17 protein-coding genes and 4 tRNA genes are annotated in these 15,868 nt (G+C 65.3%); 13 read left to right on the plus strand and 8 right to left on the minus strand.

What is annotated here, in order from left to right:
* Positions 1-46: 46 nt before the first annotated feature.
* From KBA48_RS21130 to KBA48_RS21140, 3 genes are all read right to left on the minus strand, one after another.
* Entirely contained in the window at positions 47-1,477 is a 1,431-nt protein-coding gene (locus KBA48_RS21130) for an FAD-binding oxidoreductase (RefSeq protein WP_292910076.1), read from the minus strand.
* A gap of 3 nt (positions 1,478-1,480) precedes the next feature.
* Positions 1,481-2,440, minus strand: coding sequence for an L-threonylcarbamoyladenylate synthase (locus KBA48_RS21135; RefSeq protein ID WP_292910106.1), 960 nt, complete (start codon positions 2,438-2,440; stop codon positions 1,481-1,483).
* Positions 2,441-2,605: 165 nt separating this feature from the next.
* Positions 2,606-3,034, minus strand: coding sequence for a VOC family protein (locus KBA48_RS21140; RefSeq protein ID WP_292910078.1), 429 nt, complete (start codon positions 3,032-3,034; stop codon positions 2,606-2,608).
* 91 nt (positions 3,035-3,125) lie between these two features.
* Here KBA48_RS21140 and parA point away from each other — a divergent pair, with 91 nt between their 5' ends.
* A complete protein-coding gene (gene parA, locus KBA48_RS21145; protein WP_292910108.1) occupies positions 3,126-3,764 on the plus strand; it encodes a ParA family partition ATPase in 639 nt (212 codons plus the stop codon).
* A 61-nt stretch (positions 3,765-3,825) separates the two neighbouring features.
* Here parA and KBA48_RS21150 read toward each other — a convergent pair whose 3' ends face one another.
* Positions 3,826-4,290, minus strand: a complete 465-nt coding sequence (locus KBA48_RS21150; RefSeq protein WP_292910080.1) for a peroxiredoxin — start codon at positions 4,288-4,290, stop codon at positions 3,826-3,828.
* Positions 4,291-4,384: 94 nt separating this feature from the next.
* On the opposite strand from KBA48_RS21150, the gene KBA48_RS21155 reads away from it, so the two are divergent.
* Positions 4,385-4,924: a DinB family protein gene (locus KBA48_RS21155; protein WP_292910082.1), complete on the plus strand. Its 540-nt coding sequence runs from the start codon at positions 4,385-4,387 to the stop codon at positions 4,922-4,924.
* Between the two features lie 55 nt (positions 4,925-4,979).
* Here the strand turns inward: KBA48_RS21155 and KBA48_RS21160 are convergent, their stop codons facing one another.
* The 4 genes from KBA48_RS21160 to KBA48_RS21175 form a co-directional block, all read right to left on the minus strand.
* On the minus strand, positions 4,980-5,693 hold the full coding sequence (locus KBA48_RS21160; protein WP_292910084.1) for a DnaA/Hda family protein: 714 nt from the start codon (positions 5,691-5,693) through the stop codon (positions 4,980-4,982).
* Between the two features lie 46 nt (positions 5,694-5,739).
* Positions 5,740-6,906, minus strand: coding sequence for an AI-2E family transporter (locus tag KBA48_RS21165; protein ID WP_292910110.1), 1,167 nt, complete (start codon positions 6,904-6,906; stop codon positions 5,740-5,742).
* Positions 6,906-7,523, minus strand: a complete 618-nt coding sequence (locus tag KBA48_RS21170) for a CDP-alcohol phosphatidyltransferase family protein (RefSeq protein WP_292910086.1) — start codon at positions 7,521-7,523, stop codon at positions 6,906-6,908. Before KBA48_RS21170 ends, KBA48_RS21165 begins: the two co-directional genes overlap by 1 nt.
* Before the next feature lie 137 nt (positions 7,524-7,660).
* Positions 7,661-8,767 carry a DUF2066 domain-containing protein gene (locus tag KBA48_RS21175; RefSeq protein ID WP_292910088.1) on the minus strand — a complete coding sequence of 369 codons (1,107 nt, stop codon included), beginning with the start codon at positions 8,765-8,767 and terminating at the stop codon, positions 7,661-7,663.
* Positions 8,768-8,878: 111 nt separating this feature from the next.
* On the opposite strand from KBA48_RS21175, the gene purM reads away from it, so the two are divergent.
* From purM to KBA48_RS21230, 11 genes are all read left to right on the plus strand, one after another.
* Complete coding sequence (gene purM / locus KBA48_RS21180; RefSeq protein WP_292910090.1) at positions 8,879-9,937, plus strand: phosphoribosylformylglycinamidine cyclo-ligase; 1,059 nt, start codon at positions 8,879-8,881, stop codon at positions 9,935-9,937.
* Positions 9,934-10,578: a phosphoribosylglycinamide formyltransferase gene (purN, locus tag KBA48_RS21185; RefSeq protein WP_292910092.1), complete on the plus strand. Its 645-nt coding sequence runs from the start codon at positions 9,934-9,936 to the stop codon at positions 10,576-10,578. The genes purM and purN overlap by 4 nt, the downstream gene beginning before the upstream one ends.
* 14 nt (positions 10,579-10,592) lie before the next feature.
* Complete coding sequence (locus KBA48_RS21190; RefSeq protein WP_292910094.1) at positions 10,593-11,054, plus strand: GNAT family N-acetyltransferase; 462 nt, start codon at positions 10,593-10,595, stop codon at positions 11,052-11,054.
* 92 nt (positions 11,055-11,146) lie between these two features.
* Positions 11,147-11,371, plus strand: coding sequence for a hypothetical protein (locus KBA48_RS21195; RefSeq protein WP_292910096.1), 225 nt, complete (start codon positions 11,147-11,149; stop codon positions 11,369-11,371).
* Positions 11,372-11,613: 242 nt separating this feature from the next.
* Positions 11,614-14,022 (plus strand): endopeptidase La, encoded by a 2,409-nt coding sequence (gene lon / locus KBA48_RS21200; RefSeq protein ID WP_292910098.1) that lies wholly within the window; start codon positions 11,614-11,616, stop codon positions 14,020-14,022.
* A gap of 143 nt (positions 14,023-14,165) precedes the next feature.
* Positions 14,166-14,438, plus strand: a complete 273-nt coding sequence (locus KBA48_RS21205; protein ID WP_094456833.1) for an HU family DNA-binding protein — start codon at positions 14,166-14,168, stop codon at positions 14,436-14,438.
* A 516-nt stretch (positions 14,439-14,954) separates the two neighbouring features.
* Positions 14,955-15,029 (plus strand) — tRNA-Val (locus tag KBA48_RS21210).
* 120 nt (positions 15,030-15,149) lie between these two features.
* Positions 15,150-15,374: a hypothetical protein gene (locus KBA48_RS21215; protein ID WP_292910104.1), complete on the plus strand. Its 225-nt coding sequence runs from the start codon at positions 15,150-15,152 to the stop codon at positions 15,372-15,374.
* Between the two features lie 156 nt (positions 15,375-15,530).
* Positions 15,531-15,607 (plus strand) — tRNA-Asp (locus KBA48_RS21220).
* Between the two features lie 47 nt (positions 15,608-15,654).
* Positions 15,655-15,731: transfer RNA gene (locus tag KBA48_RS21225), tRNA-Asp, on the plus strand.
* A gap of 50 nt (positions 15,732-15,781) precedes the next feature.
* Positions 15,782-15,858 (plus strand) — tRNA-Asp (locus KBA48_RS21230).
* Positions 15,859-15,868 lie beyond the last annotated feature (10 nt).

A 15,868-nucleotide genomic window follows, 5' to 3' on the forward strand; every position in this document is an offset into this window, starting at 1 on the left:
CCCAGGCTATGCACGCAATCGCCGCCTGTCGATATCGGATGATCGGTCAGGCCGTTTCGGACCTGCTAACCAGCACCTTCCCCGGATTCATGATCCCGTCCGGGTCTAGCATCGCTTTCATCTTCCGCATCAGGTCCAGTTCCACCGGGTCCTTGATGCGGGGCAACTCGGCGGCCTTGTGGTTGCCGATGCCATGCTCGGCGCTGATGCTGCCGCCATGGGCCAGTGCCTGCGCATGCACAAGGTCGGTGATGGCGTGGGCATGCGTCAGATATTCCGCACCCTCCATCCCAGCCGGGCGGCCGATATTGAAATGGATATTGCCGTCGCCGGCATGGCCGAACGGGTAGGGCCGGATGCCGGGCATATAGGTGGTGACGGCTTCAATGGTAGCAGACAGGAAGTCGGGGATACGGCTGACGGGTACCGACACGTCGGTATGGACGGCACCACCGATCTTGCGCCCGATCTCCGGCAGGCTTTCACGGATCAGCCAGAGCTTGCGCTGCTGCTCCATACTGTCGGCAAAGATGGCGTCGGTGACCACACCCTGCTCCAGGGCGGTTTCCAGCACCGCCTCCACCTGCCCGCGCAGCAGCGGCCCCGCCATGCCGCTGCTGGCCTCCAGCAGCACATACCAGGGTGAGGGGGCGGACAGCGGGTCCTGGTCGCGGCCCAGGATTTCCCGCGACCCGTCAAAGGTGAAACGCGGCATCAGCTCAAACGCCGACAGGCTGTCGCCCGTGCCCGTGCGCGCCAGACCCAGCAGGGTGATGGCAGCAGCCGGGCTGGGCACGGCGATCAGGGCGGTTTCGATCTGGCGAGGGCGGGGATAGAGTTTCAGCGACGCGGCGGTAATGATGCCCAGCGTCCCCTCGGCGCCCAGGAACAGGTGTTTCAGGTCGTAGCCGCTATTGTCCTTGCGCAGGGTCCGCAGGCCGTTCCACACCCGCCCGTCGGGCAGCACCACTTCCAGCCCCAGCACCAGATCACGGGCATTGCCATAGCGCAGAGTCAGGATGCCGCCGGCATTGCTGGACAGGTTGCCGCCCAGCATGCAGGTCCCCTCCGCGCCCAGCGACAGGGGGAAGTAACGATCCGCCGCCTGTGCCGCCGCCTGGATGTCGGCCAGCACGCAGCCGGCTTCGGCGGTCATCGTATAGTCGGCGGTGTCCAGCATGCGGATGCGGTTCAGGCGGCCCAGGTTCAGCAGGACAGCGCCCGTTCCCTTTTCGGCGATGGTGCCGCCGACCAGACCGGTATTGCCCCCCTGCGGCACGATGGGCACGCGGCGTTCGGCACACAGGCGCACGATGGCCGCCACCTCTGCCGTTGATCCGGGGCGCAGAACCACCAGGGGATGGCTTTCCGCCCGTTGGCGCCAATCGAAGGCGTAGGGCGCCATATCGGCGCCCGTCAATACATGCGACGGGCCGATCAGGCCGGCGAAGGCGGAAAACAGATCGGGGCTCATCATGCCTCAGGTCCTGGGGGCGGCCGCGCGGCGCAGCCGGTCGTTGATGGCCACGCCCAGCCCCTTGTCGGGCACCGGCATGACGGCAATGCCCGACAGGCCGGGCCGATCCAGCGCCCGCAGCATGGCGAACAGATTGGCCGCGGCCTCCGTCAGGTCGCCATTGTTGGACAGGTTCAGACGGACTGCCCCGCCGCGCAGGAACTGATCGGGCCCGAAGGCCAGCAGCGCCTCATCCTCGCGCACGGTCGTTGCGTCCAGACGCACGGGCAGGCCGGGGGCGTAATGGCTGGTCATCATGCCCGGCGCCTTCACCCCATCGGCCGCCGTCGCGGTATCGATGGGGCCCAGCACGCTTTCCAGTTCCTCACGCGTTACCGAACCGGGGCGCAGCAGCAGGGGGCGTTCACCGGTGAGGTCCAGCACCGTCGATTCCACACCGATGGCGCAGCGTCCCCCGGCCAGGATCAGTTTCAGCCGTCCGCCGCCACCCTCGGGGAATTCCTCCACCACATGCACAGGCGTGGTGGGGCTGACATGGCCGGAAACATTGGCGGACGGGGCCGCGATGGGCCGGCCCGACGCCTGGATCAGGGCGCGGGCAACCGGGTGGGCGGGGCTGCGCACCGCCACCGTGTCCAGCCCGGCCGAGACCAGCAGTGACAGCGGCGCATCGGCGCGGCGCGGCAGGACAAGCGTCAGGGGACCGGGCCACCACATTTCCATGGCGCGGGCCGCACGCTCATCGACATGGACCAGCGCCTCGGCCGCACCCGCATCGGCCACATGCACGATCAGCGGGTTGAAGCTGGGGCGGCCCTTGGCGGCAAAGATGCCGGCCACCGCCGCATCATTGCCGGCATCGCCGCCCAGCCCGTAGACCGTCTCCGTCGGCAGGGCCACCAGATACCCGGCCGCCAGCACGTCCGAAGCCTCGGCATAGGCGGCCGGTCCCGGCGGCAGCACGCGCGGCCGGTCGGGATGCGGCGGCGGGGCCGGCGCGTCGTGATGGTGGCTGGGATCGTCGCAGCAATGATCGTGGGGCACGGGAGCGGTCCTGAAAATCTCACCCGCCACGATAACGGTGGCGGGCGGCCCGATCACGGGCTTTCCACGCAAAGCCCGGCTGCGTCAGGCCACGCCCGGCTTCAGCGAGAAAACGATGCCCCAGCCGTCGGGGTCTTCGAAACAGACGGCGCGGTTCCGCCAATAGGGGTTTTCCGGCTCTACCGGCACCCCGCCGCGCGCCTGTATGGAGGCCGACACAGACAGAAGGTCGTCGCGGCTGTCGACATACAGCACCAGCAGATTGTCGCGCGTCGGTGCGGGGCAGGGGCTGCCATCCTTATGCTGGGTGAATTCCAGATGCGTGTCCCAGCCGGGCAGGCCGATCATCACCCCGTCATAGCCGGCATGGGTCCCATCATCGACCCAGCCGCCGATGACAGACAGCCCGATCACATCACGATAGTAAGCTGTGACCTCCGTCAACCGGTCGGTGGGCCGCGCGATGCGCAGGCGCGTTATGGGAAGATGGCCGGGCCAGGCTGGGTTGGTCATGGATCTGCCTCATGCTGCGGTGCGGCGCTTGCCGCCCGTCTGTCATGTGGGCACACTGGCGTCCGGAACACAGGTCGGCAAGGGGCAGGATATGGCGGGGCGTGTCATCACCATCGCGCAGCAGAAGGGCGGGGCGGGCAAGACGACGCTGGCCATCCATCTGGCCATCACCTGGGCACGGGCCGGGAAGTCCGCCGCCCTGGTCGATATCGACCCGCAGGGCAGCCTATCCGCCTGGTACGCCGCGCGGGAGGCGACCCTGGGCGCGGATGCCACTGGCATCACGCATCTGCAAATCTCCGGCTGGCGCACACAGCGGGAGGTGGAGCGGCTGGCCAAGACCCATGATGTGGTGGTGATCGACAGCCCGCCGCATGCCGAAACCGATGCCCGCATCGCCGTGCGTACAGCCGCCCTGGTGGTGGTGCCGGTCCAGCCCAGCCCCATGGATCTGTGGGCCACACGCCCGACCCTGGATCTGGCGCGGGCGGAGAAGCGGCCCGTGATGCTGGTCATGAACCGCGTGCCGGCGCGCGGCAGGCTGCTGGATGCGGTCGCTTCGAGGGCGGCGGAACTGAGCGTGCCGGTGGCAAGCGAAAGCCTGGGCAACCGCATCGGATTCGCCGGCTCCCTGATGGAGGGGCTGAGCCTGGCGGAAACGGACCCGAAATCGAAGGGTGTTGAGGAATTGGAAGCGTTGGCCGCCGAGATTTGGGCGGTTCTGGACTGAGGCCCCGGCCCGCAGGAAGGGTCCGGCTTCAACGTGCCGCACCCTTCCTGCGGGGGGAGTGTCAAAGCGCCTGCACGGCCTTCAGCACGGCATCGACATGGCCCGGCACCTTCACCTTGCGCCATTCGGCGCGCAGGATGCCGTCCTTGTCGATCAGGAAGGTCGAGCGTTCGATTCCCATATATTTGCGGCCATACATGTTCTTTTCAGCCCAGGCACTATAACGCTCCGTCACATCGCTGTCGGCGTCGGAGGCCAGGATGAAGGGCAGCTTGTACTTGGCCTTGAATTTGTCATGGCTGGCCACGCTGTCCTTGGAGATGCCGATGATGGTGGCGTCCAGCGTGTCGAAATGGGGCAACTGCTCCCCGAATCCGCAGGCCTGGGCCGTGCAGCCGGACGTGTCGTCCTTGGGATAGAAATAGACCACGACATTCTTTCCCCGCAGCGCCGACAGGGTGACGCTGCCATTGCCGTCGGTGGGCAGGGTGAAATCGGGGGCGGGCTGGCCGATCGCGATGGTCATGGAATGGGTCCTTGGGGAATAATGGTCGTCGCCCAAGGATTTAGATGCCGGCAGCGATAGTCAACCCGCGCCGTGGATAAAGGGGATGCGAGGCATGATCAGCGTGGATTACGTGCGCACCATGGCCGCCTATAGCCGGTGGATGAACAGCCGCCTGATGGCAGCCTGTGCTGCCATCCCGCCGGAAGAGCGCAGCCGCGATCTGGACGCCTTCTTCAAGTCGCTGCATGGCACGCTGGACCACATCCTGTGGGCCGACATGATCTGGATGAGCCGGTTTGAGGGGAGCGCGCCGCCGGTGGCGAAAGGGGAGAATCTGTTCCGCACCGACTGGGACCAACTGGTCACCGACCGCGCGGCGGCAGATGCGCTCATCACGGAATGGGCGGCGGGCGTCACGCCGGAATGGCTGGCGGCGCCCCTGTCCTATGTGACGAAGTTCAATCCCCATCGCTGGACCCTGCCAGCCTGGGTTGCCGTCACACATTTTTTCAACCATGCCACCCATCACCGGGGGCAGGCCACAACGTTGATGATGCAACTGGGTGTCGATCCGGGGGTGACAGACCTGCCAGCCCTGCCCGACCTTTTTGACGGCTCGCTGGGTATCGTGGCCGGCAAGGTGCCGGTATAGAGCACCATGAAAGCCGCTCCGGCGGCGACTACCGGCGTTTGACGCGCATGTAAAGCTAGACCTGATCGCCCAGCACCTGCCGGCAGAATCGTACCGTGATCGGCTTCTTGGCGGCCAGGGCGGCATGGTCCAGCATGGCGACCACGCGGCGGGCATTGGCGAAGCTGCGTTCGGTGCGGGTCATCAGCCAGTCGATGACATCCTCTCCCACCCGGATCTGCCGGTCGGCGAACAGCTTCACCAGCACGGCCATCAGCAACGCATCGTCGGGTGCGGCCATGCCCACGGCGGGGGCGGCCAGCAGGCGGGAGCGCAGGTCGGGCAGGCGGATGACCCAGTTGATGGGCGCATGTTCGGCCAGCAGCAGCAGATGCCCGTTCATCTCCTTGGCCAGATTATAGAGATGGAACAGGGAACGTTCCAGGGCAGGGTCCCCCGCAACGCCCTGCGCCCCGTCCAGCACGGCCGTGCGCATGGGGCGCAGCAGGTCGGGCAGTTCCGCCTCGTCGCGCAGATCCTCCACGGACAGAAGATTGCCGCGTGCCCGCGCGCGCCAGATCTGGGCCAGATGGCTTTTGCCACAGCCCGACGGGCCGAACAGCACCAGGGCCGGGGCCGGCCAGTCAGGCCAGGCGTCCAGCCAGGCCACGGCATCCTGATTGCCGGGCGCGACCAGGAAATCATCCTCGCCCATGGCGGAGCGATGGCCCAGGTCCAGCGGGATCTGGCGTGTGGAGAGCAGGGGGGGCTGGCGGGGCGGCGTTGTCATGGCGCAGCCCCTCCTTTTCCACGGGCTGGTACGATCGAGAGCGGGTTCAGGGCTTGGGAGGCATGTCGGCGACACCGTCACCCCGTTCCGCCCCTTGCGCGGCCGGATGGGATAGCAGCGGGTCGGGGGGCAAGTCGAGGGCTGTCGGTCCCGCCGTCTCGAACCCGCGATACAGGCTGCTCTGCATGTAGCGTTGCAGGCAGAACCGGGTCAGCACGCCGATGACGGCGGCGACCGGCACGGCCAGCAGCACGCCGACAAAGCCGAACAGCGCCCCGCCGGCCAGCAGGGCGAACATCACCCAGACAGGATGCAGCCCCACCTTGTCGCCCACCAGCTTGGGCGTCAGGATGTTGCCTTCGATGGCCTGTCCGAAGATGAAGATGCCGGCCACCAGGCCGACCCGCCATAATTCGTCGAACTGGAACAGGGCGAGCCCCACGCTTGCCACGAAGCCGACCAGGGAGCCGACGAACGGGATGAAGGACAGGATGCCCGTGATCAGGCCGATCACCAGCCCGAAACTCAACCCCGCCGCCGTCAGCGCCACGGCATAGAACACCCCCAGCGACAGGCAGACGGTGGCCTGCCCGCGCACGAATCCGGCCAGCGTGCGGTCGACGGCACGGGCCTGCTCGCGGATGGTTTCCAGATAGGGCCGGGGTAGCCAGCCATCTACCGCCGCCACCAGCCGGTCCCAGTCACGCAGCAGATAGAAGGCGACGATGGGCGTGATGAAGATGACGGACAGGATATCGATGATGGCGACGCTGCTGGTCAGGATGTTGCGCAACACATCGGCGGTCCAGCCCACGGCCGTACCGGCATAATTGCCGGCCGCCTCGCGCAATTGCTTCACATCCGAGGCCGGAAGCCGGCGCAACATACGCTGGATGGCGGGCAGCACTTCCTGCTTGGCCCAGTCGACCCATTGCGGCGCCACCTCCACCAACTGCACGATCTGGGCCTGCAGCAGCGGGGCCAGCAGCAGCAGTGCCAGCACGGCCGCCAGCAGGAAGCCCAGCAGCACCAGCGTGGTGGCGGCCCAGCGTGGAACGCCCCGCGCCTCCAGCTTGTCGGCCACCGGGTCCAGCAGATAGGCGACCGCCATGCCCGCCACGAAGGGCGCCAGCATGGAGCGCAGCAGCCAGACCGCTGCGATGAAGGCGACAAAACCCCACAGCCAGAATTTCCACTGCCGGTTCGCGCGCATCATGCATCCTTGCCCTGGTCGCCGCTCAGAAACTCATCCTCCGGCTTGGGCCGGTTGACAAAGGCCAGTAGCAGCGACGCCAGAGCCAGCCCGACAACCAGCAGCTCGGCCGGCAGGATGAACAGGTCCACCCCGAATCCAGGCCCCTGTATCAGCAGGAAAAGGATGGCCAGCGCATCCATGACCACGATGTTGATGTGGAACAGCCAGCGCGGCTCCCGGATCCAGGGAGCGTTGCCGGCCGATTCGGGAAGTTTCTGTCCCAATGCCAGGACCAGTTCGCGCAACAGCACCGGGATTAGCACCCACAGCGGCAGCATGCCCTTATAGGTCAGGGCCCCCAGCGCCAGCAGCGGCAGCAGACGGTCGGCCAGACCATCCAGAACCCCGCCCAGCCGCGTGCGCGTCTTGAACAGCAGGGCCGCCGCCCCCTCCAGCAGGGCGCCCAGCCCCGCCAGGACAAACAGCCAGAAGGCAATGGTCATGTGGCCGCTATAGATCAGCCAGCCGATCAGCAGCGCCGACAGCAGCCGGCCGGCCGTGATGCCCATGGTGATGCGGCGCAGCCGTTCCAGCGTGGGATCGGTGGCCATGGTTTCGGGCGCACTATCGCTCATGAGGCCTCAACTCCGCCGTTAGGGTATGTCCATGCGTTCCCGTCATGAACACCTGGCAAGCCAAAAGGGTCACATGCCCGGCAGTATGAGGGTTTTCGGATGGATAACAATGGGCTGGTGGGGCTGGGTGATGCCGCTTACCGCGCCGCGCGCAGCACCGGCCCCTGGGCCCCGTCCTCCAGCACCAGATCGCGTTGGGCCAGCGCCGTACGCAACTGCTCGGTACCGCCGGCATGGCGCAGGTCCAGGACGGCCGCATTGCGTGACAGGCTGGTGATGGTGGTCTGGGTGATGGTGCTGATGCTGGCCAGACGCTTGCGGATGGAAAGCCAGCCGGCCTGATCGGCGAAACTGACGGTCAGTTTCAGGTCGGACAGGGCGCCGGCCGTGATCTGTGTGGCGGCGGTCCAGCGTTCCTCGAACCGGTGGGTGACGCTTTCCACGGCGGCGCGCAGGGTGGGGTTGACCGCGTCCGCCGTATCGGTGGGCAGGGGCGATTGCGTCAGGCTGAACGTTTCCCCGGTTCCCGTGGCGGGATGCAGCCCGACCGTCACGGTCAGGCCCGTTTCCGGCGAACCACTGGCCACGACCACGGCCACGTCGCCGGCGCCATAACGCCCGGCAATGCGGCGCAGGGCGGTGGCGTCACCGGCCATGGCCTGTTCCACGCCGATATCGGCGACATCGGCTGCTTCCCCGAACGGCACCGTCACGGGCACCAGCCCCGCCTGCTTGGGACCCAGATCGGCCCAGGCTTGGCGCCAGGCCGTACCCGCCTGCCACAGGACCGGGGTGCCGCCCGTCTGATCAATGGGCAGGACCAGCACGGGCTTTGACCGCACCTCGGCATAGGCGACATTGTTGGCACGAAGATAGGTGCGCATGGCGGCGGCGTTGAAGCGGATGGCCAGCTTGCCGACATAGCGGGTGGCCGATGTCCGCTCCTCCTGAATCTCGAAGCTCTGCACCATGCGTTCGATCACGTCGGACGGGACGGACGGCAGGGCCGTGCGGGCCCCATCCACCGTCAACCGGTCGAACAACAGGTCGAAGGCCTTGCGCTGCGCCTCGCGCACACCCTGGTCACGGGCGGCGTTGGCATTGCCGGACGAGATATCGACGCCCACGTCGCGCACCGTATACAGGTCATCCGTCCCCTGGCCGGACGCGGGCAGGGCGAGCGCGGCCGCGAGCAGGGCGGCGGACAGGCTTTTGCGCAGGGCGGGGGTGCGGATGACCGGCATTGCCTTGAATTCCGATGTTGCTATGTTCGGCGCCAAATCCGGGGTGCGGCAGGCCACCATGGGCTTTCTACCCCACCCCGGCACCGTTACGCCAGCAGTGAGGGCCAGGGCATGAGCAGCTATTCCTACCGGGATGCGGGTGTCGATATCGACGCGGGCAACGCGCTGGTCGATGCGATCAAGCCGTTGGCCAAGTCCACGGCCCGTTCCGGCTCCGATGCCGGCCTGGGCGGTTTCGGCGCGCTGTTCGACCTGCGTGCCGCGGGCTTCACCGATCCGCTGCTGGTTTCCACCACCGATGGCGTCGGTACCAAGCTGAAGGTGGCCATCGACGCCAACAAGCATGACACGGTCGGTATCGATCTGGTCGCCATGTGTGTGAACGATCTGGTGGTGCAGGGGGCCGAGCCGCTGCTGTTCCTGGATTATTACGCCACCGGCAAACTGGACGTCGCCGCCGGCCGCGCCATCGTGGCCGGGATTGCCGAAGGTTGCCGTCAGGCCGGCTGCGCCCTGGTCGGGGGCGAGACGGCGGAAATGCCGGGCATGTATGCCCATGGCGACTATGATCTGGCCGGCTTCTCCGTCGGAGCCGTTGAACGCAGCCAGGTGCTGATCGGCGACAAGGTGGCCGCTGGCGACGTGGTGCTGGGTCTGGCATCCAGCGGTGTGCATTCCAACGGCTACTCGCTGGTGCGCAAGCTGGTGGGCGTGTCGGGCCTGAGCTATGACAGCGCCTGCCCCTGGGACGCCGCGTGCAGCCTGGGCGATGCGCTGCTGACGCCGACGCGCATCTATGTAAAGTCGGTGCTGGCCGCTGTGCGCGCCGGCACCGTCAACGCGCTCGCCCATATCACGGGCGGCGGCTTGATCGAGAATATTCCACGCGTTCTGCCCGACGGTCTTGGCGTGGATCTGGATGCCGCCACCTGGGACCCGCCGCCGGTGTTCAACTGGCTGATGAAGACGGGCAATGTCGAGGCCTCGGAAATGGCCCGCACCTTCAATTGCGGTATCGGCATGGTCGTCGTCGTGCCCGCCGACAAGGCCGATGAAGCCACCCGTATCCTGGCCGAAGGCGGGGAGACCGTGAAGCGTATCGGCACCGTGGTTCCGCGCAGCGGCGACGGGCACCGCGTCGTCATCTCGGGCCTGGAGCGCTGGTCGTGAGACTGCGCCTGGGCGTCCTGATCTCGGGCCGGGGCAGCAACCTTCAGGCACTGATCGACGCCGCCAGTGATCCCACCTATCCGGCGGAGGTGGCTTTGGTCATCTCCAACAAGGCGGACGCAGCCGGGCTGGACCGGGCGCGCGCGGCCGGCATTGCCACCCTGGTGCTGCGGCCCAAGGATTTTGCCGACAAGGCCGCGCATGAGACGGCGATGACCGGGGCGCTGGAGGCGGCGGGCGTCGGCCTGGTCTGTCTGGCCGGCTATATGCGCCTGCTGTCGCCCTGTTTCGTCGAGTCGTGGCGCGACCGTCTGATCAATATCCATCCCTCGCTGCTGCCCTCCTTTCCCGGCCTGGATACGCATGAAAAGGCCATCGCCACAGGCGTGCGCTTCCATGGCTGCACCGTGCATTATGTGCGGGTGGAGATGGATACCGGACCGATCATCGTGCAAGCCGCCGTGCCCGTAACCGATGATGACACCCCCGACAGCCTGGCCGCCCGCGTCCTGAGCCAGGAACATAATGCCTATCCCCTGGCCGTGCGCCTGATCGCCGAGGGGCGGGTGACGGTGAATGGCAACCGGGTGGTGGTGCGGGGGGCGGGGGTGCCGGAAGCGGTGATCGGGCCGGTGGGCTGACCTGGAGAATTGTCATGCCCATCCGCACCGCCATCTCCTCCGACCTGCCCTTCATCCACAGCCTGGCCCCGCGGCTGGCCGGTGTTGCCGACCTGTCCTGGCGCAGCCCGGAAGAGGTGATGCGGTTCCAGCGCAGTTTCATGCAGGAGACGCTGGAGGCACCCAAGCCCGGTGCGGTCACGCTGGTGGCTGTGGATGGTGCCGGGGAGTGCCTGGGCTTTATCCATGCTGAACCGATGCTGGACATCTTCACCGACCAGATCGCCGCTTATGTCCCCCTGCTGGCGGTGACGGAAGCCGCGCAAGGGCAGGGGACGGCGAAGGCCCTGATGACGGCGGTCGAGGAATGGGCGCGGGGCCAGGGTTATGCGTCCCTGTCGCTGGATGTCTTTGCCAGCAACGCCCGTGGCCGCGCCTTTTATGCGCGCATGGGGTATGGGGAGGAGACGCTGAGGCTGGTGAAGGACATTCGGTAGCACCCCGAACCGTTCGAGAGGCCTTGTCAACCGCGTCCCCAACCCTTACACAATCGCGCAGAATTCCATCGTCTCGTTCCGGGGAGAAAAAAATGGCCGGCGCTCACGGGCCCGTGGTGGTCGATAACAAGATCGTGAAGGAACATGCCGAAGGCTGGCATGCCTTTACCCGTTTCACCACCATCGGCATCATCGCCGTGGTGTTGTTCCTGCTGATGATGCTGCTGCATTTCTTCGTTGGCTGGGGCTACGCCGTGCTGTTCATGCTGGTGGGCTATGTCGTGCTGACCTTCGCCGCCCTGCTGGGCAAGGTATAAGGCCGCAAAAATCACGGCTTCAGGATAGAAAAGGGCCGCCGGCAACGCCGAGCGGCCCTTTTTCATGTCTGTGACAACACGGTAGTACGCCTTTGGCGCGGTTCAAGCCCTTGAAGGGGGTGTTTGGCTGTGCCACGTTAACGCTGACGCCGTCACGGCCGTTTATCCCGTGCCCATCTGGGGCGGGCGGCCGGTCCAGGCCCAGCGGGGCTGGCGGCATGAATATAGAAGGCTGACTTAAGATGCTGGACATCCCCCGCGGTGTTCTCTACCCGGTCCTCCCGCTGAGAGACATCGTCGTCTTCCCGCACATGATCGTCCCGTTGTTCGTGGGTCGCGAGAAATCCGTCCGCGCGCTGGAAGACGTGATGAAGGATGACAAGCAGATCCTGCTGGTCACCCAGAAGAACGCCTCACAGGATGATCCCACACCCGCCGACATTTTTTCCGTCGGCACCATCGGCACGGTATTGCAGCTTCTGAAGCTGCCCGACGGGACCGTGAAGGTGCTGGTGGAGGGTGGCAAGCGCGCCGCCATCACCAAGTTCGGCGACAATGAGGAATTTTTCCAGGCCTATGCCGAGCTGATCGACGAGAAGGTGGGCGAGCCGCAGGAGCTTGAGGCCCTGAGCCGTGCCGCCGTGTCGCAGTTCGAGCAATATATCAAGCTGAACAAGAAGATCCCGCCCGAGGTCCTGGTTTCCATCAATCAGATCGAGGAGCCGGGCAAGCTGGCCGACACCATCGCCAGCCATCTCCAGCTCAAGATCCCCGAGAAGCAGCAATTGCTGGAGACCCCGACGGTCGCCGAGCGGCTGGAGCGGGTCTATGCCTTCATGGAAGGCGAGATCGGCGTACTCCAGGTGGAAAAGCGCATCCGCAACCGCGTGAAGCGCCAGATGGAGAAGACCCAGCGCGAGTACTATCTGAATGAGCAGATGAAGGCTATTCAGAAGGAGCTGGGCGAGGGCGAGGACGGCAAGGACGAGGTGGCGGAGATCGAGGAGAAGATCGCCAAGACCAAGTTCAGCAAGGAAGCCCGCGAAAAGGCCCTGGCCGAGGTCAAGAAGCTGCGCACCATGAGCCCGATGAGCGCCGAGGCGACCGTCGTGCGCAACTATCTGGACTGGATGCTGTCTATACCCTGGAAGAAGCGCAGCAAGGTCAAGAAGGACATCAAGGGTGCTGAGACCATCCTGAACGCCGACCATCACGGCCTGGAGAAGGTCAAGGAACGTATCCTTGAATATTTGGCGGTCCAGCAGCGCATGGATAAGGTGAAGGGGCCGATCCTGTGTCTGGTCGGGCCGCCGGGCGTGGGCAAGACCTCGCTGGGCAAGTCCATCGCCAAGGCGACGGGCCGCACCTTTGTGCGCATGTCGCTGGGCGGCGTGCGGGATGAGGCCGAAGTGCGCGGTCACCGCCGCACCTATATCGGCTCCATGCCCGGCAAGGTCATCCAGGGCATGAAGAAGGCCAAGACCTCCAACCCGCTGTTCCTGCTGGATGAGATCGACAAGCTGGGCGCCGATTGGCGCGGCGATCCGTCGTCGGCATTGCTGGAGGTTCTGGACCCCGAGCAGAACAGCACCTTCAGCGATCATTATCTGGAGGTCGATTACGACCTGTCGGACGTGATGTTTGTCTGCACGGCCAACTCCCTGCGCATGCCGCAGCCGCTGTTGGACCGCATGGAGATCATCCGTCTGGCCGGTTACACAGAGGATGAGAAGGTGGAGATCGCCAAGCGCCACCTGATCGCCAAGCAGGTGAGCGACCATGGTCTGAAGGCCGGCGAGTTCACGATCACCGACGAGGCGCTGCGCGACCTGATCCGCTATTACACGCGGGAAGCCGGCGTGCGCTCGCTGGAGCGCGAGATCGCCAATCTGGCCCGCAAGGCCATCAAGGAGATCCTGATGAAGGGTCTCGACAAGGTGAAGGTGACGCCCAAGAACCTGGAAAAGTTCGCGGGCGTGAAGCGCTTCCGATTCGGTGAGGCCGAGCTGGAGGATCAGGTCGGTGCGACCACCGGTCTGGCCTGGACCGAGGTGGGTGGCGAGATCCTGACCATTGAGGCGGTGATGCTGCGCGGCAAGGGCCGTATCCAGACCACCGGCAAGCTGGGTGACGTCATGAAGGAATCGGTGCAGGCCGCCGAATCCTATGTGAAGGCCAACGCGCTGAAGTTCGGGATCAAGCCGACTCTGTTCGAAAAGCGCGACATCCATGTCCATGTGCCGGAAGGGGCGACCCCGAAGGACGGCCCGTCGGCCGGCGTGGCCATGATCACCACCATTGTCTCCGTCCTGACGGGAATCGCGGTGGCCAAGGACATCGCCATGACGGGTGAGATCACCCTGCGCGGCAAGGTTCTGGCCATTGGCGGCCTGAAGGAGAAGCTGCTGGCGGCGCTCAGGGCGGGAATCAAGCGGGTGCTGATTCCCAAGGACAATGAGAAGGATTTGGCCGAAATCCCCGATAACGTCAAAAAAGGTCTGACTATCATCCCGGTTTCAACCGTAGATGAGGTTCTTGCCCATGCCTTGGTGACGGCACCGGTCGGTATAGAGTGGTCGGAGCCCGAAGAAGTGGCCCAGGTGCCCGCAAAAGCTGGGGATGAGGACCGCGACGGCGTGATTCGGCATTGAAGTGCGTCGGGAAATCGTGTGAATTGGGTTCCCGCCGCCACCCGCACAAATCCTTGTGTCGGCGGCGGAACCTATCCTTCTAGTGCCTGGGAACAGTTTTCGGGCATGTGCAACCGATACTCTCTTGATGAGGGGGGCCTTAAGTGAACAAGAACGATCTCGTTGCCGTGGTCGCCGAAGCGGCTGGTTTGTCCAAGGCGGACGCGAACAAGGCCGTGGATGCGGTCTTCGATGGGATCACCGGCGCGCTGCAAAAGGGCGACGAAGTGCGTCTGGTTGGTTTCGGCACCTTTGCCGTGGCTGAGCGCGCCGCTTCCGAGGGCCGCAATCCCCGCACCGGTGAAAAGATTTCCATCGCCGCTTCCAAGCAGCCGAAGTTCAAGCCCGGCAAGGGCCTGAAGGACGCGCTGAACTAAGCGACACGGTTTGGGTATGCCCGGCACTGCGCCGGGCCGCCTGGAACGAATGAAAACGGGCGGCCTCTGGCGCGCCCGTTTTTCTTTTGGGGCATTTCTGGCGCGGGTTCCCCCGTGGACATGATCGAATGCGATACGCATGGCAGGACACGGATTGCCTTTGTCTGCCATCATGTCGTTGCGGGCCTTTTCAAGCCGCACCAGGGGCGGTTTCTTCTGGACTGCGGACGATCCCCGGCAATCCCTGTCCCGACGCATGGTGCGCGCAATGTGAAGGCCGGGTGGCGGCGACCGGTGGGGAATGAACTGGCGAGGCGCTGGAACACCTTGGGGCCAGAATCATGTGTGCCCATTGCTACGGCCTGGCCAAGCGGTTCCATATGGGCGAAAATCCATGGGTGTGATCGGCATGGCTGATATGGCGTGAAGCCAATCGGTGCTGTTCCAATGATGCTGTTCCAACTTCCCTGTTGACCTTGGCGCAGCCGTCGCTATTGTCCCGCCCGTGAACGGCCAGGGCGGTTAGCTCAGAGGTAGAGCATCGGTTTTACACACCGCAGGTCGGGGGTTCGATCCCCTCACCGCCCACCATTCCCCTTCTTCCCGAATCCTGCTTCTTAACCATTCCACCTGTCGCGGCAGGGGCGGAACAGGTATGATGTGTCCTGGCGGCCCCGGCGGCTGTCGCACGGGTAAGAGGGAAGGCGCTTCGTGACCGATTCCGCTGATCGTCGCCTTGGCGACCGAATCCTGGCCGCATTGGAACTGGCCATCGACCAACAGGAATTGGAAATCGCCGAACAGCTCTGGCGCGCGCTGGAGCTGGCGCTGAGCCGTTATGGCGGCCCCGATGCCATCGAGAAGCGGGAACCACCCTCCCAGCTTGACGAGGTCCTGGACCGCTTGCTGGACCTGCGCCAGGCCAAGGGCACCTGACGGGACGCAAGCTTTGTTGCCTGGTTCCGGCCGCATCCGGTCATCGGCCACAAATGTTCGATTTCATGTTTGACAAGGGGGGCGGGGTCGAATATACACCCGCCCACCTCAGCGGCGGCGGGGCCTGAACCGGTTTCGACGCTGTTGGAAAAGTTTGCGGGTGTAGCTCAGTTGGTTAGAGCGCCGGCCTGTCACGCCGGAGGCCGCGGGTTCAAGTCCCGTCACTCGCGCCACTTTCCAGAGGTTCAGGAATGGCCTGACAACCGTTCCGTAGTTTTGTGCGGGTGTAGCTCAGTTGGTTAGAGCGCCGGCCTGTCACGCCGGAGGCCGCGGGTTCAAGTCCCGTCACTCGCGCCACCCTTTGCGGTGGACCGTCCCGGAGAGGACGTTAACTTCTTCCGCCCTGCGCGGGTGTAGCTCAGTTGGTTAGAGCGCCGGCCTGTCACGCCGGAGGCCGCGGGGTCAAGTCCCGTCACTCGCGCCACTTCCTTTAA

Source organism: Niveispirillum sp. (genome assembly GCF_017996735.1).
Classification (GTDB): domain Bacteria; phylum Pseudomonadota; class Alphaproteobacteria; order Azospirillales; family Azospirillaceae; genus Niveispirillum.